At 54.0% G+C, this 14,558-nt stretch carries 15 protein-coding genes; 7 read left to right on the top strand and 8 right to left on the bottom strand.

Annotated features, from left to right (window positions below; translation table 11 throughout):
* Positions 1-90: 90 nt before the first annotated feature.
* A complete protein-coding gene (gene hcp / locus ACKGJP_RS17235; RefSeq protein ID WP_409346850.1) occupies positions 91-1,383 on the top strand; it encodes a hydroxylamine reductase in 1,293 nt (430 codons plus the stop codon).
* 83 nt (positions 1,384-1,466) lie between these two features.
* Here hcp and ACKGJP_RS17230 read toward each other — a convergent pair whose 3' ends face one another.
* From ACKGJP_RS17230 to ACKGJP_RS17215, 4 genes are all read right to left on the bottom strand, one after another.
* A complete protein-coding gene (locus tag ACKGJP_RS17230) occupies positions 1,467-3,329 on the bottom strand; it encodes a hypothetical protein (RefSeq protein ID WP_409346849.1) in 1,863 nt (620 codons plus the stop codon).
* 194 nt (positions 3,330-3,523) lie between these two features.
* Complete coding sequence (locus ACKGJP_RS17225; RefSeq protein WP_409346848.1) at positions 3,524-4,348, bottom strand: ABC transporter permease; 825 nt, start codon at positions 4,346-4,348, stop codon at positions 3,524-3,526.
* Positions 4,349-4,352: 4 nt separating this feature from the next.
* Positions 4,353-5,129, bottom strand: a complete 777-nt coding sequence (locus tag ACKGJP_RS17220; protein ID WP_409346847.1) for an ABC transporter ATP-binding protein — start codon at positions 5,127-5,129, stop codon at positions 4,353-4,355.
* Between the two features lie 62 nt (positions 5,130-5,191).
* A complete protein-coding gene (locus ACKGJP_RS17215; protein ID WP_409346846.1) occupies positions 5,192-6,196 on the bottom strand; it encodes an ABC transporter substrate-binding protein in 1,005 nt (334 codons plus the stop codon).
* Positions 6,197-6,435: 239 nt separating this feature from the next.
* On the opposite strand from ACKGJP_RS17215, the gene ACKGJP_RS17210 reads away from it, so the two are divergent.
* A complete protein-coding gene (locus tag ACKGJP_RS17210; protein WP_409346845.1) occupies positions 6,436-6,999 on the top strand; it encodes a hypothetical protein in 564 nt (187 codons plus the stop codon).
* Between the two features lie 93 nt (positions 7,000-7,092).
* Here the strand turns inward: ACKGJP_RS17210 and ACKGJP_RS17205 are convergent, their stop codons facing one another.
* Positions 7,093-8,604, bottom strand: a complete 1,512-nt coding sequence (locus ACKGJP_RS17205) for a carboxypeptidase M32 (protein WP_409346844.1) — start codon at positions 8,602-8,604, stop codon at positions 7,093-7,095.
* Positions 8,605-8,793: 189 nt separating this feature from the next.
* Between ACKGJP_RS17205 and ACKGJP_RS17200 the strand changes: the two genes are divergently transcribed.
* From ACKGJP_RS17200 to ACKGJP_RS17190, 3 genes are all read left to right on the top strand, one after another.
* The gene (locus tag ACKGJP_RS17200; RefSeq protein WP_409346843.1) at positions 8,794-9,150 is read left to right on the top strand and encodes an iron-sulfur cluster biosynthesis family protein; all 357 of its coding nucleotides are present in this window, start codon (positions 8,794-8,796) and stop codon (positions 9,148-9,150) included.
* A gap of 50 nt (positions 9,151-9,200) precedes the next feature.
* On the top strand, positions 9,201-9,764 hold the full coding sequence (locus ACKGJP_RS17195) for a beta-class carbonic anhydrase (protein WP_409346842.1): 564 nt from the start codon (positions 9,201-9,203) through the stop codon (positions 9,762-9,764).
* A gap of 152 nt (positions 9,765-9,916) precedes the next feature.
* Positions 9,917-10,222, top strand: a complete 306-nt coding sequence (locus ACKGJP_RS17190; protein ID WP_409346841.1) for a hypothetical protein — start codon at positions 9,917-9,919, stop codon at positions 10,220-10,222.
* A gap of 242 nt (positions 10,223-10,464) precedes the next feature.
* Here the strand turns inward: ACKGJP_RS17190 and ACKGJP_RS17185 are convergent, their stop codons facing one another.
* Complete coding sequence (locus ACKGJP_RS17185) at positions 10,465-10,992, bottom strand: DUF309 domain-containing protein (RefSeq protein WP_409346840.1); 528 nt, start codon at positions 10,990-10,992, stop codon at positions 10,465-10,467.
* A 155-nt stretch (positions 10,993-11,147) separates the two neighbouring features.
* On the opposite strand from ACKGJP_RS17185, the gene ACKGJP_RS17180 reads away from it, so the two are divergent.
* Positions 11,148-11,579, top strand: coding sequence for a hypothetical protein (locus tag ACKGJP_RS17180; RefSeq protein ID WP_409346839.1), 432 nt, complete (start codon positions 11,148-11,150; stop codon positions 11,577-11,579).
* Complete coding sequence (locus tag ACKGJP_RS17175; protein WP_409346838.1) at positions 11,579-11,857, top strand: DUF2653 family protein; 279 nt, start codon at positions 11,579-11,581, stop codon at positions 11,855-11,857. The genes ACKGJP_RS17180 and ACKGJP_RS17175 overlap by 1 nt, the downstream gene beginning before the upstream one ends.
* Before the next feature lie 52 nt (positions 11,858-11,909).
* Here ACKGJP_RS17175 and ACKGJP_RS17170 read toward each other — a convergent pair whose 3' ends face one another.
* A complete protein-coding gene (locus ACKGJP_RS17170) occupies positions 11,910-13,757 on the bottom strand; it encodes an alpha/beta fold hydrolase (protein ID WP_409346837.1) in 1,848 nt (615 codons plus the stop codon).
* Positions 13,758-13,862: 105 nt separating this feature from the next.
* Positions 13,863-14,459 carry a TetR/AcrR family transcriptional regulator gene (locus ACKGJP_RS17165; protein ID WP_409346836.1) on the bottom strand — a complete coding sequence of 199 codons (597 nt, stop codon included), beginning with the start codon at positions 14,457-14,459 and terminating at the stop codon, positions 13,863-13,865.
* Positions 14,460-14,558 lie beyond the last annotated feature (99 nt).

Genomic DNA, 14,558 nt, shown 5'->3' with positions numbered 1-14,558 from the left:
ATGTGACGACCGTCACATTAGCCTCCTCCCGGCTCTGATAAGCTAATCGTTGTAAGTGAATATAGCCAACCACCGAATGGAGGATGTACCATGTTTTGTTACCAATGCGAGCAAACCCCGAACGGGGGCTGCAAGGTGATCGGGGTTTGCGGAAAAGACGAGACGATCGCAAGTCTTCAGGATACGATCATTTTTGCACTGAAGGGAATTGCCGCTTATGCGACGCATGCCAAACAGCTTGGTTACACCGATCCGGAAGTCGATAAAATAACGCATGAAGCGCTCTATTTGACCTTGACCAACTCCAATTTCAATCTTCAGGAGCATCTGGATATGGCGATGAAGGTCGGAAATGCCGCAGTACGGATCATGGATTTGCTCGACCTTGCGCATACGACGCACTTCGGAATACCGCAGCCGGTTACGGTTCCCCAGAATAAGATCGAAGGCAAGTGCATCGTCGTGACGGGGCATAACTTGTATGCGTTAGAAGAGCTGCTTAAGCAGACGGAAGGCAAAGGCCTCAATATCTATACCCATTCCGAAATGCTGCCGGCCCACGGGTATCCGAAGCTTAAGCAATATGCACACTTAAAAGGAAATATCGGGAAAGCCTGGTATGACCAACGCCGCCTGTTCGAGCAATTCCCGGGAGCGATTCTGGCGACGACAAACTGTGTTATGCCAATCAAAGGCACGTATGCGGATCGCTTCTTCTCTTATGAGGTGGCCGGGCTTGAGAACGTCATGAAAATCGTCGGCGAGGATTTCTCGCCGCTAATAGAGCGGGCGCTCGAGCTGCCGGAGGCGAATATCGATTCCGAACAAGTGCTGACGACCGGCTACCACCACGAAACCGTCATAGGGCTCGCGCCGGAAATCATTCAAGCGGTCAAAGACGGCCTTATTAATCGTTTCTTCGTCATTGCCGGCTGTGACGCTCCAGGCAAGGGCGGTGAGTATTACCGCGAGCTGGCAACGTCGCTTCCGAACGACACGGTCATCCTGACGACGTCTTGCGGCAAGTTCCGCTTTAACGATGTAGATTACGGCACAGTTGCCGGCACCGATATCCCTCGGTATATCGATTTGGGCCAATGCAACAACTCCGGCTCCACGGTCAAAATTGCGCTTGCTCTCGCCGACGCCTTTGGCTGCAGCGTTAACGAACTGCCGGTAAGCATCGTGCTGTCGTGGTTCGAGCAGAAGGCTGTCGCCATTCTGTTAGGCTTGTTCAGTCTCGGAATCCAGGATATCCGTATCGGCCCGAAAGCGCCGGAGTTCATTAACGAAGGTGTCATGAACGTACTCGTCGAGAAATTCGGCCTGAAGCTGATCGGCGATGCCCAAGAGGACATGGCGGCCATGCTTTCTCTGCACTAATTGGGTTATGGCGTTGCATAGCCCCCCGCTCCAGCTATGCGCTGAAACGGGGGGATTTTATTTCATATCCCGTTTTGCAGCCATTACTCACGAACTTGAGCTTTATTATTCGGCCTGCACGCAAAACGCAGACGGCATTCGGTACGGTCGCCGGCATTTGCACAGCTTAGCCGGAGACGGTGCACCGTTACGGAACCGCCCAAGTGGTCCTTCGTCTCGATCTCTTCCGCGGAAGCCGTCCAGTTAGAAGAATCATAAGCAAGCCTCACGGCGCCAAACGTTCCTTTCCACTCCACCGAACCGTCACTTGCAAGCGACGGCTTATAGGTGCTGATGACCTGCTCTTGTATCGTATTGGTTGCGCCTGCAAACACGAAGGAATCGGTCAGCTCCAGCACCGCTTCCTTCACCTCGCCCTCCGTGCGCCATTCGAAGCGGCGGCTAAACCGAAGCAAGTCCGCATCGCGGCCGTAGGCTTTCGTCAAATCCAGCTCGAAGGAGCTGATTTCCTCATCCGAAGCCGTATCCGTAACTGCGGCCTCATATTCCCGGCCTGCCTGTTGCTCCTGCCCGTTAATGACCGGAACGCAATGACCCAATGATGAATTATGCAAGTAGCCGTAACGGTCCGGTCCGAAATAGCCTTTGTCGTACACGCCGGCGCCAAGATCGGTAACCAGGCTTTCGCCGCCGATATTTAGGATGAACTGCCCGAGGTCGTTATGATTATGCGGCTCGTCGTTATGTCCGCCTTTGGCCGCGAACGATACTAGCGTACCGTTCACATCCCGCCGGTCGATCAGCCAACAGAGATTGTCCAGATAGTTGCGACCCGCTGCCGCAGAGCTTCCCAGCATTACCTCGTCCGTCCACAACAGGTTGCTTCGCAAATGCGGAAACCGGTAGCACCGGTCGCTGTCGAAGGAGGGTACCTCCGGCATATACGGCAGTTTGCCGCCTACCCGGCGAGCAAGCCGGCAGGATAAGCCCGTCTGCAAATAAACGAGCGGCGAAGAATCGGAGAAGCTGACGAAGCTTTGCCCGGCAAAGGAAACGGCCGCCGGAAACTCGGCGATTCGGCGTATTTTATCCCCCTGTAACAAGCATATCCGTCCGTCCGTGTACGTCTCCAGCATGTCCGCAAAGTATACGAAGTAGCCGAAGCCGTAAGTCCAATAGCTAATGCCTTCCGGACAACCGCCGTCCGCCGCATAGCCGTCCAAGAAGCTGTCCATGGCCCGCAGCACGCGGTCCATCATGCCCGCCAGCCTTTCCTTGTCCTGAACGATAAGCAGCGCAGCCATACCGGCGGCGCCGGAGCAAACGGAAGCCCAGTTATTGTCTCTCGATTCCCAGCCGAACGCGACCGGATCGTGAAACAAAGGCTGCAGCACGCGCCGCTCCACTTCCTGTACGATACGCGCCTTCACCTGCCCATGCAGACGATCGCCTAGGAGATGATTGATTTCAGCGAGCGCATGCGCGGTTTCGGCGGCGAACAGATCGACGATCTGCGGCGGCTGGACCTGGTACCCGCCCCGACCGAGATAGCCGTTCGGCATATGGGCAGGAACCGCCCAGGTGTACTCGTCGCAGATTGCCCAGATCCTGTCTTCGAGCGCTTCCAAATAAGCGTCATCCTGATCGACGAACGCCGCCAGCGCTAGCGCTGCCAGCTGCCCCCGGCGGTCAAAATAGAAACGCTCGTACCGGTAACGGTCCCCTGTCGTTTCGTACAGCCGAAACAGCGAGAATGGCAGCGCTTCGACGGGAGCGCTCGCAGCGGCGGCAGCCGCCTCTCGCATTTCCGCCAAAAAGCGGCGCAATACCGGTTTACGGCGAATTTCCTCCAGCCTTTCCTTCGTCAAGGCGACGCCGAACGGAAAATCGGCCGATGGCGTGTCGATTGACGTGATTGCTTTGCGAATTGCCGGAAACTTGACCATCTGCCCTATCCCTCCAACCTTACTGATCGTAATGCCTGCATTATAGAATGGGATCCCGCTTTTGGACAAACCCCATATTCGCCTAAAAACCGGCCCCGATCGCTCGTTCCGGGCAGCTGTCTCGCCAGACTTTCCATAAACAGCTAAATCCGGCCTCTCTGCAGAGACCGGATCCTTATCGCACATAAGTTGATTTACTTTCGCGTCAGCTTCTGTTCCGTGTAAGCCACCGCTTGATACATGGCCGTCGCGAATATCGCGATGATAAACAAACTCATAATGACAAGCGTAAAGTTAAACACCTGAAAGCCGTAAATGATCAAGTAGCCGAGGCCCTGCTTGGAAACGAGGAATTCGCCGACGATCACACCGATCCAGGACAAGCCAACGTTAACCTTAAGCGTAGAAATAATAGCGGGAAACGATGCGGGATAGATGACCTTGCGAAACACGTCGCGCCGGTTTCCTCCGAAAACGCGCACAACCTTCACATAGTTTGCGTCCACTTCATTAAAGCTCGAGTAGACGACCAGCGTCGTAATCACGACTGTAATCGCCAGCGTAATGCCGATGATCGACATCATACCCGGACCGAGTCCCACGATAAAAAGCGGACCGAGCGCTACCTTGGGCATGCTGTTGAACACGACGATATAGGGATCAAGCACCTTCTGCAAGAAAGGCGACCACCAGATCAGTACCGCGAGTCCCGTTCCGCATAGGGTCCCAAGAAGGAAGCCGATTACCGTTTCGAAGACCGTTACGCCGATGTGGGGCAGTACCGAGCCGTCGGCCAGCTTCTCTACCAGCAGGGATACGATCTTGGTCGGATAGCTGAACAGGAGGACATCGATGTATTTGAAGCGTCCCGCCAGCTCCCATGAACCGAGAAAGGCAACCAATATGGCCAGCTGCGTAAAAAGCACGCGGCGCTTCGTCCTTGCCCCGTTCGAAACGTACTCCCGGTAAATTCGTTCCGATAACCCGTCGTGTTTGCGGCTCCGTTCCTGTTTCTCCATTCGATCACCCCCTGTCCTCCGACGCTTCCAGCTCCTGCCATATATACTCCACGAGCGGGTGGAAGCCGGGAAGCTCCCTGGATCGGAAAGGCGTCTGCGTCCGGATGTCATTCGGCACCTGAATTTCGGACCGGATTCGGCCGGGATTCCGGTCGAGCACGATCACGCGGTCGCTCATGGCGATCGCTTCCGCGATATCGTGCGTAACGAGCAGCGCCGTCTTCCGGTGCGTTCGCAGAGTGGCGGCGACCAAATCCTCCAGCTGCAGTTTCGTCTGGTAATCGAGCGCCGAGAACGGTTCGTCTAGCAGCAAAATATCCGGCTCGGTAACGAGCGTTCGCACAAGCGCGACACGCTGTCGCATGCCGCCCGAAAGCTGCGCAGGAAACCGATCGCGCACTTCCAGCAGCCCCATTTCGCCTAGCAGATGCTCGGCATACCGGCGCTTTTCGTCCGTCAGCCGCCCGTTCAGCTCCAAGCCGATAAGCACGTTCTGCCAAATGGAACGCCATGGAAACAAATAATCCTGCTGAAGCATGTAGCCTACCTTCGTCGACGGCCGCGCTACGGCGCTTCCGTTCACTTCAATCCTACCCACCGTAGGCTGAAGGAGACCTGCGATCAGCGATAATATCGTCGTTTTGCCGCAGCCGCTCGGACCGACGAGGCTTACGAACTCGCCCGCATCGACAGCGAACGTGATGTTCTCGATCGCAAGCGAAGCCCCCCGCTCCGTGACATATACTTGTGTGACGTCCGCTAGCGATACTGCGTGATTCATGTCGGAACCCCTCCCCCTCGCGTCCGGCGGCTAGCCCTAACGAAGCACGGATGTTTGAATCCCTACTTCACGGATTTGATCGCTTTCTCGGCATATTTATTGTCGACCAGCGTGCCATGGGAAACTTTCTGCTTCAGCTCGCCGGCGGCAGACATGACGTCCTGCAGGTTGTTCCATTCCTGCTCGTCGACGACCGGATCGCTTGCGAACGACTGCTGGTCTTTGTACCGCTTGACGACCATTTTAACAATTTCGATATCCGTATCCTTGAAATACGGTGCGATCGTTTGCGCCACCTCGTCGACGGAAGAGGCATAAACCCATTTTTGCGCGCGGTGGACGGCATTCGTAAATTTTTGAATCGTGCTTTCGTTTTTGCCGATAAAGCTTTTCTTGGCCATAAACACCGTATACGGAAGCTTCCCGCTCTCGACGCCGAACGATGCGATGACGTAGCCTTTTCCTTCCTTCTCGAAAACGGATGCCTGCGGCTCGAACAGCTGGACGAAATCGCCGGTTCCCGAAGCGAATGCTGCCGGAATATTGGCAAAATCGATGTTTTGGATGAGCTTCAAATCCTTTTGCGGATCGATGCCGTGCTTCTTAAGCGTAAATTCGCCGGCCATTTGCGGCATGCCGCCTTTTCTTTGGCCGAGGAAGGTGACCCCTTTCAGCTGCTTCCAATCGAAATTCGCGATTTTATTTTTGGCGACAAGGAAGGTGCCGTCCGTCTGCGTCAACTGGGCAAAGTTAATGACCGGATCGTCCGAGCCTTGCTGGTACACATATATGGACGTTTCCGAGCCTACCAGCGCTACATCGATCGCATTCGACAATAGCGCCGTCATCGTTTTATCGCCGCCTGCCGTCGTCGTCAGTTCAATCTCGAGCCCCTCATCCTTAAAAAAACCTTTGGCAATCGCCGCATACTCCGGTGCGTAAAAGATCGACCGTGTCACTTCCCCGATCCGCACTTTCGTCGTCTCTTCTTTCTTGCCGCAGGCCGTAAACAACAGCACTGCCGAAAGCAGCGCAGCCAGACAGCCCACCCATGCACGTTTGTTCATTGTTCAATCCCCTCTTGCAGCCGTATTTCCGCAGGACAACGACGCGCCGCTGCCCGGCGGTATTGGTTCATCCTATGCGCCAGCCCATCAAGCGGTTCCGCGTTCATGCGCGAACATGGGATAGGAAATTGTATTCCATTTTATAGGTAATTCAGCTTATTTCTGTTACGTTTTGTCCCATGCTATAATCCGAACCGGGTCATGTTCCGAACAAGAAGAACAGAAAGGAATCGTGATGAATGCAAAAGAATCGTTTGACTAAGGCAATCCTTATCGCAGCGGCTATAGTAACGGCCTCCGGCTGCAGCTCCATATCCGTACCGGACGGCGAAGGCGGAAAGACGGACATTTCCGTCAAGGGCAACGATATAACGGTGAAATCCAAGGACGGGGAAGGCAAAATTACGGTTAACGACAAAGACAATTCGACGACGATCAAGAGCAAGGATGCGAACGGGAACGCTTCCACAATGACATTCTCCGAGGACAAAAAGCTGCCGGACGGTTTTCCCAAAGACATTCCCGTACCCGAAAAAGCTCAAATCACAGGCTCCATGTCGACAAGCGCCGATAAAGAAAAATCGTTCATGGTGACCTTTCAATCGAAGCAATCGATAAAGGATGCCGGCAAAGCGTATCATGACGCGCTGAAAGCGGCAGGCTTTACGGATCTGACGGAAACGTCCGCGGACGACTTCTATATCGGCAGCGGACAGAAGGACGGAATCCGCGTATCGATCTCGATTGCGAGCGGCAGCGCCAAGGACGTAACCGAGTTGGTGCTGACGGCACTAGTGCAGTAGTCGGCCGCTGCAGTCGGAAGGCGCTTCGCGCACGACAAAAAAACATGCACCCCCACCCTCGGTTTGAGGGAAGCGGGTGCATGTTTTTTCGGTTTACAGGCCGTAAATATCCTTGTATTTCTCTTCCAGGTAGGCCACCAGGTATTCGGGATTAAGCGGTTCTCCCGTAACGTTCTGAACGATTTCCGCAGGATCGAGCAGCTTCCCGTAGCGGTACACCTTCTCCGTAAGCCATTCCTTAATCGGAGCAAGATTCCCTTTCTCGATCAGCTCGTCAAAGCCAGGGATTTCTTTGATCAGCGTATGGCGTATTTGCGCGGCGTACATGTTTCCAAGCGAATACGACGGAAAATAGCCGAACGAACCGCCGGACCAATGCACATCCTGCAGAACGCCCTCACCGTCATTCGACGGTTCGACGCCAAGGTACTCCTTGTATTTGGCGTTCCACAGCTCCGGAAGATCTGCCGCTTTGACGGCCCCGCTGAACAGCGCTTTCTCGATTTCATAGCGGATCATGATATGTAAGTTATAGGTGAGCTCGTCGGCTTCTATGCGAATGAGCGACGGCGACACTTCATTGATAGCGCGGTAAAAGGTTTCCGCTTCGACGCCCGCGAACTGTCCCTCGAACGCCTGCTGCAGCTCCCCGAAATAACGATGCCAGAACGGCCTGCTACGACCGACCATATTTTCCCAGAAACGAGATTGCGATTCGTGGATCCCCATCGACGTTCCCGTACAGAGGTTGGTCCCGAGCAGCTCCTTCGAAATATTTTGCTCGTACAGCGCGTGGCCGCCTTCATGGATCGTGCCGAATAACGCGGTCAGCAGGTCGTTCTCCACGAACTTCGTCGTGATGCGCACGTCGCCCGGATTGAGTCCCGTCGCGAACGGATGCACCGTTTCGTCAAGCCGGCCGGCTTCGAAGTCGTAGCCCATTTCCCGCAAAATATGATGATTGAACGATCGCTGCTTTTCTTTCGCAAACGTCTGATTCAGGAATGAGGCTTCCGGCTTTGGCGATGCTTGGATGGCGGCGACGAGCGGAACCAGCTTCTCGCGAAGGGCACCGAACAGCGCATCCAGTTTCTCGACCGTCATCCCGGGCTCATACATGTCCAGCAGCGTGTTGTACTTATGGCCTTCGTAGCCCCACAGATCGATAAATTCCAAATTCGTCTCAACGATCTTCTCCAAATAAGGCCGAAACATGGCGAAATCGGACTTTTCCTTCGCTTCCTCCCAAACCGATTCCGACTGCGACGTCAGGACGACGTACGCCTCGAACTTCTCTGGCGGAATTTTTTTGCTGCGGTCATATTCCTTGCGACATTCCCGGACGATTTTTCGGTCGGTTTCGGATAACTCGGCGAGCCGCTCCTCCTGGTCCAGAAATGCCAAATAGCCGCCCATCTCATCGGAAACCGACAAGCGAAACATTTCGCCGGACAGCACGCCGACAACCTCAGAGCGCCCTTCCACCCCTTTTTTCGGCAGTCCGGTGCGCATATCCCAATAAATGAGACCTACCGCTTCCTCGTAGCTTTTAATCTTTTTGACGAGCGTTCTAAGCCCCTTCATCTGTGTCTGAATGTCGCTCATACGAAGCGCCTCCTTCGGAATCGAATCTGGTGTGCGAGCGCGATGGACTCACTAGTTCGATCTTACTGATTTCGGAAGCGGGAAGCAACTTTTCGGTAAAATCGTCAGGCCTAACGGTCTCGGCAAACGGCGGCGGATGTCAGAAGGGCGCAAAATGTGGTAAAATAACCTCTAAAGGAGAGAGGAACCATGCAAATTACGTTTACGGAAGCGGCTTTGCACGAAACGAAGCGGCGATTGGGCGATGAACCTTACCGGCTCAAGCTTGTTTACGATTCGGAAGGCTGCGGCTGCGCGGTCAGCGGCGTCCCCACCCTTTGGGCGGAGAACAGCGAAACCAAGCCGTCCGTGCACCCCGAGTCCAAAGCGGAAGCCAACGCTCCGTTTCCAGTCGTATTCGAGCAGCGTCATGAGGTGTTTTTCGAGGAGCGCATGACCGTCGATTATCAGCCTGCCAAGCACGCTTATATGCTCAAGAGCGGCAGCCAGATCTATAACGGCACCATGAAAGTCCTAGATAAGAGGTCTGCTGTTCGCCAGCACTGATGCCATCAAGCAACGAGCACCATACATTCATATGAAAAAGGTCGGATCCCATGTCAAAACATCTATCGAATATTTTATCGTTTAACCGGCATTTCGTCGAAAATAAAGACTACGAGCAATACCGTACGGACAAGTATCCGGACAAAAAAATGGTCATCCTCACCTGCATGGATACGCGGCTCGTCGAGCTGCTACCAAGAGCGCTCAATCTGAAGAACGGCGACGCCAAAATCATCAAAAACGCGGGCGCCATCGTCTCCCACCCTTTCGGCAGCGTGATGCGGAGTATTATCGTAGCGATCTACGAGCTGAACGCTTCCGAGGTACTCGTCATCGGGCACCACGATTGCGGGATGACCGGATTGAATTCGGATTCCGTACTGGATAAGGCTAAAGCGAACGGCGTCAGCGACAAGGTGCTCACTACGCTGCACCACTCCGGCATCGATCTGAAGAGATGGCTCACGGGCTTCGATCACGTTCAGGAAGCGGTAGTCAAGAGCGTCGGCATCATCAAAAACCACCCGCTTCTCCCTTCCGGCCTGCCCGTTTCCGGGCTGATCATCCACCCCGTTACAGGGGAGCTGGATGTCGTTACGGAAACGCACTCTTAAACCGTGCAAGTGCGGAGCGTCACTCCTGACGTTCCGTTCTTCGCGCGGAAGATTGTCGGGTAATCAAAAAAGGGGCCGTCTGCTGACGGCTCCTTTTTCCTGATTGCTTAAAGAGATTGCCGGCACCGGCATGACCGATCGGATGTACAGCTATGCTTACGACTATGCTTGCAATCCCTTCCGCTGCCGCTTTTTCCATGATTGTCACCGCGTTTCTCAATAATCAGCAGCAGCAGAAGTGCAATCAACAGATTCGAGCTCTCCCGATGATCCGAATGCGCATGATTATTGAAATTAATATTGTTATTCACATTTTGATTATTCGTATTCTGATTCGTATTGTTCGTATTCGTGTTGTTCGTCTTTCTGATCCTGCGCACTTTCCTTCTAAAGCCCTTCTGCTTACAGCGCCTGCGTACTGGTTGTTTTTTACAGCATTTTTTCGGCACGCCCACTGATCGTCCCCCTAACTCCGCTTACTAGCTTTATATGAGAGAACGCGACCGGACGGAACGGCGAAATGCTAGATTCGTTACCTTTTGCTAGAAAGAATAGCTATGCGACGATAGGCCGACTTCAAAGACAATCGGCTCGCCGTCTTTTGACAGCGCGTTTACCGAGAAGTCGAACAATCAGCGGAGGATATCCTTTCTGAGACTGCAAAAAAAGGGAGCCTCTCGGCCCCCATTCCTTCCATCGATTATTGCGATCTACGCTCTTGTCTGAGCGCCTGCTGCCGCTCCCGCTCGCGAATAACGCCGGAACGATCCCTCAGCGTATGCCTGTCGAGCAGCGCCCTGTTCGCCAGCTCGCTAGGCGCTTCCCATTTAAGCCCTTGCCGTTCGCACGCCTCGGTGCATGCTTTCTCCAGCTCCAAGTCGGCTAACGGGATGTTCATATCTTCATAGGGAGCCGATCCGTTCAATTGAACGACGCGTTCCCGCAGCTTCTCCTGAAGCCGGCCGGCATGGATCCCGAGTTCGGTAATTTCGCCGCCGGACAATTTGCCGATTGCGCTTTCCATCATTTTAACGGCTCCCGCCAGGTTTCCTCTTCTTTGGTGATAGAGCGATACGGCCAGTTGAATCAAGCCGACCCATTGATCACGGTACGGGCTGTCCGGGTTCTCTTTCCAATATTCCTCCAGCAGCTCGTGGCATTCGAAGAAATCGCGCTTCGCATGAAATTCAATTAAATAACTGACATATGCTTCGGGATATTCCCGCATCGAAATCCCTCTCTCCCGCTTCATCCGGAAACCGACGTTCCCTCGAAAACTATTTTAACAAACCCGGATAATTAATGAAACCGTTGCCCATCCTATTACGTAAGTATACTGTGGATGTCTATTTCCAACACATATAGACTACTTGGGAGGGTACCATGAAAAAGTTTTTTCTCGTCATCCTGTCCTGTATGCTGTTCGTGACTTTCGTCGCGGTAGATACGGCGGACGCCAAACCGAAAGCAAGCTACAAATCCAACAGCGGCAGCTTCAAAGCGCCGGCTAAAGACAATGCAGTCAAATCCGATTCGGGAACGACAACCTCGAAGACGAACGGAACGACGAACTCCACTGCAACCCCTACGAAATCCGGCGGATTTTTTGGCGGCGGCGGGTTTATGAAAGGGATGCTGGTAGGCGGACTTGCAGGTATGCTGTTCGGCTCGATGTTCGGCACCGGATTCCTCGGCAACATGATCGGCTTTATGATTAATATGCTCGCGATCATCGCAGTCGTATTCCTGATCATCCGAATTGTCGGCTACTTCCGCGATCGTAAGAAGCAAAAACCGGATCAGAGGTTCCAATAATGCGGCTTAGCGAACAAGATATCATGAATGCCATATGCATGCATATCGCGGAACGCAAGCAGCTGCGTCCGGAGCAAGTATCCGTACAGCTCATGTACGACGAGGATCTCGGCTTTTCCGCCGAGGTGACCGCCGAAGGCAGAAGCCAGTTTCTGATCGAGGCGAGCATGAAGGAAGCAATCGAACGCTATTTGCTTAATGTATACAATACGCGCGCATTCCGCAGCCAAATCGAACTCGATATCGAGGACGAAATGATCGCGATCATCCACGATTAGCGCGCGCCGAAGCAAGGGCTGCCCCACCTATGTGGGGCAGCCCTTCTGCGTGTTATAGGTCAAGCAATGATTGCACGAGCGCAGCCGTTTCCTCCGGATGCGATAACGGGAACTGGTGGCCATACGGCAATTCGATCCGCTCGATATGCTCGGGTGCCGCCGGCATGGCGTACTCCTTGTCGGCATTTCCCCATATGATCGATATTTGGCCTTTCTCCAACGCATTTGGCGGCATTCCGCCTGGACCATGATGCAGGATGCTCAGTATCTCTCCATTCGTGCGCCGAACGCGGGGCGACTTCAAATCGCGGATGATCGAGGCGATATAATCCTTCGGCAGCTCCGAAGCGTTACGGAACGTGCCGTTTCGCAGCAGCATCTCCTCAAGCGAGCTCACAGTCAGCCCGCGCCGCATGTACAGGTCGAGCAGGAAGCGCGATCGCAAAATCAGCTTCTTCGGCCAACCGATGATTCTCCGGCGGACGAACGCCGGCTGCAGCAGCAGGAGCTTACGCACGCGATCCGGCGCTTTGGCTGCGACTCGTGCGGCAACAACGGCGCCGAAGGAGTGTCCAACCAAATCGACCGGCTGTCCGGCCTGTTCCAAAGCGTCAAGAATCGCTTGCACATGCCCCTCCAAAGGATCTTCGGCATGGTGATAGGGCGATCTGCCGCACCCAGGCAAATCAAGCAATGCTATTGGCCGGTTCGGCAGCAGACTTGCAAGCCGGGTCCACTGATCGGCTCTCCCCATGACGCCATGAAGGAACAAAATCGGCGTGCCTGCTCCGGCTCTTGTCAGTGCAGCTACATTCGCCAGGCGATCCCATGCAAAAGACGCCGGTTCCGCAGCTTCCGGGTGACTGAGGCGGTAATCCAGATCGGCGACTACGCTCGGCAGCACCTTGCGAATATCCGTCTTCCGCAGGCCATACGCTTGCCAGCCCCTTTCCTTCGAGGCGATGTCGAACGTTTTGCGTGTAATGAAGGACAAGGATTCTGCTGGAATACCGGTCAGCTTGTCAAAACCGCTTTTGAGCGTTTTTCGCAAAACAGGCAAAGGTACGGAAACGGACGGCTTTCGCAGACGGAGCTCGCGGGCTATGATGCCAACCGTTTCTTTGATTGCCGGACTCTCCTCTCTCCCCTCCAGCAGCATATAAGTTTCGTTTACCGGCTTTGGCTCCTTGGCAAGTGCGGCAATGAATGCAGCCGTTTCTTCGATCCCGACCAGCGGCAGCCAATGGTCGCCGCCGCCCGGAACGGCCGGCATCATGCCGCGCCGCATCGCATCCACAAGCAGGCCGAACCCTCCGGTTTGCTCGGTTACGCCGGTTCTCTCCGATCCGATTACCGTACTCGGATTGACGACGGAAAGCGGATAACCGTGCCGGAGCGCATGCTGGCGTATGACAAGATCCGCTTTAAACTTCATCCGTTCGTAACCGCCTTCGTCTTTCCAATTGCCGTCCATATCGAACGGATCGGCTGTAAGATCGACATTTTGCTCGTGAAACGGACTCATATAGCCAACGACGTGCACAAAATGGCTTAATCCGTTACCGGCATGAATGCGCTCCGCTATTGCAGCGATTTCTCGGGCCGCTTCCAGAAAGGTCCTATGCGCCGTTTGGTCGTCTAAAGTAATATTCATCGGTCCTCCCGCATGTACGATAACATTAGCATTCAGCACGCGCAGCATATCCTCGTCGCCGATCCCTAATCCCGGCATCGTTAGATCGCCCTTAATCGGCTTCACGCGTTTGCGTTCCGCCTCCCCCAGTCTGGATATCAATCGGTTTACTTTATCGGGCGACCTTACCAGAACAAGGACCTCACCGATCTCATCCGCCAACCGTTTCAGTACGTGCTTCCCGATATACCCTGTTGCCCCAGTCATAAAAACAGTTGCCATCCTTATCATCCCCATCATCCTATTTAGTACTGCGAAGTTCTAATCTAAAGTAAAAAAAGAGAACGCCAGATGACGTCATAGCCTGCATCGTTAAGCAGCTTCCAGCAGCCTGCACAGACTGCGCGCAGACTGTCTGATGATGCCTCCGTTCTGGAGCGTCTCCGCCAGCATGATCGCTCCTTCGAGCGAGGCTAGGATAAACGCCGCCGTATCCGCCGCGTTAAGGTTTGCGCGGAACTCCTTCTTCTGCACCCCCTGCAGCAGCAGCTTCTCCACAAGCGGCAGCTGCTCCCTGAAAAACCGCGCGATTCTTTCTTTCACAGGCTCAGCATCGGGCGGGCATTGCACGTAGAACGAAAGAAACGGGCAACTGCCCTTTCCGCCCCGAGCTTCGAACTGTTCGGCCAACATCTCGAAAAAGCTTGCGATTCTCGCCTTCGACGTAAGCTCCGTTCTCCCGAGCAGCGTAAAAAGTGCTGACTCATATTGCGCCGCCCACCAGTCGACGACGCCGAGCAGCAGTTCCTCCTTGCTTTTGAAATGATAATAGATGTTCGACTTGGATACTTGGCTCCGCTTCATAACCTCATCCATGCTTGTTTGCGTATAACCGTTCGTCAGAAACAGCTGAGCGGCCGTTTCCACCACTTGATCGCGGTTCGATTTTGCATTTGGATTCTTTTTCATATTTAGAACTATAAAGTACTATCATGTCGATGTCAACTCTATATTCCCACAAGTCTGATTCCTTTATTTCCAGCGTTCTCCTTCGCAACAAATCTATCG

Origin of the sequence: Paenibacillus litoralis, assembly GCF_046244365.1 — a bacterium.
Taxonomy (GTDB): Bacteria; Bacillota; Bacilli; order Paenibacillales; family NBRC-103111; genus Paenibacillus_V.
Note: the sequence above shows the minus strand (reverse complement) of the source record. Positions and strands in the feature narration are given on the sequence as shown.

Coding starts and splice junctions, on each gene's coding strand:
- ACKGJP_RS17205 (WP_409346844.1), bottom strand. CDS start 8,604: ATGAGCGACATTCAGACACAGATGAAGGGGCTTAGAACGCTCGTCAAA.
- ACKGJP_RS17215 (WP_409346846.1), bottom strand. CDS start 6,196: ATGAACAAACGTGCATGGGTGGGCTGTCTGGCTGCGCTGCTTTCGGCA.
- ACKGJP_RS17190 (WP_409346841.1), top strand. CDS start 9,917: ATGCTTACGACTATGCTTGCAATCCCTTCCGCTGCCGCTTTTTCCATG.
- ACKGJP_RS17165 (WP_409346836.1), bottom strand. CDS start 14,459: ATGAAAAAGAATCCAAATGCAAAATCGAACCGCGATCAAGTGGTGGAA.
- hcp (WP_409346850.1), top strand. CDS start 91: ATGTTTTGTTACCAATGCGAGCAAACCCCGAACGGGGGCTGCAAGGTG.
- ACKGJP_RS17185 (WP_409346840.1), bottom strand. CDS start 10,992: ATGCGGGAATATCCCGAAGCATATGTCAGTTATTTAATTGAATTTCAT.
- ACKGJP_RS17230 (WP_409346849.1), bottom strand. CDS start 3,329: ATGGTCAAGTTTCCGGCAATTCGCAAAGCAATCACGTCAATCGACACG.
- ACKGJP_RS17225 (WP_409346848.1), bottom strand. CDS start 4,348: ATGGAGAAACAGGAACGGAGCCGCAAACACGACGGGTTATCGGAACGA.
- ACKGJP_RS17210 (WP_409346845.1), top strand. CDS start 6,436: ATGCAAAAGAATCGTTTGACTAAGGCAATCCTTATCGCAGCGGCTATA.
- ACKGJP_RS17195 (WP_409346842.1), top strand. CDS start 9,201: ATGTCAAAACATCTATCGAATATTTTATCGTTTAACCGGCATTTCGTC.
- ACKGJP_RS17200 (WP_409346843.1), top strand. CDS start 8,794: ATGCAAATTACGTTTACGGAAGCGGCTTTGCACGAAACGAAGCGGCGA.
- ACKGJP_RS17170 (WP_409346837.1), bottom strand. CDS start 13,757: ATGACTGGGGCAACAGGGTATATCGGGAAGCACGTACTGAAACGGTTG.
- ACKGJP_RS17175 (WP_409346838.1), top strand. CDS start 11,579: ATGCGGCTTAGCGAACAAGATATCATGAATGCCATATGCATGCATATC.
- ACKGJP_RS17220 (WP_409346847.1), bottom strand. CDS start 5,129: ATGAATCACGCAGTATCGCTAGCGGACGTCACACAAGTATATGTCACG.
- ACKGJP_RS17180 (WP_409346839.1), top strand. CDS start 11,148: ATGAAAAAGTTTTTTCTCGTCATCCTGTCCTGTATGCTGTTCGTGACT.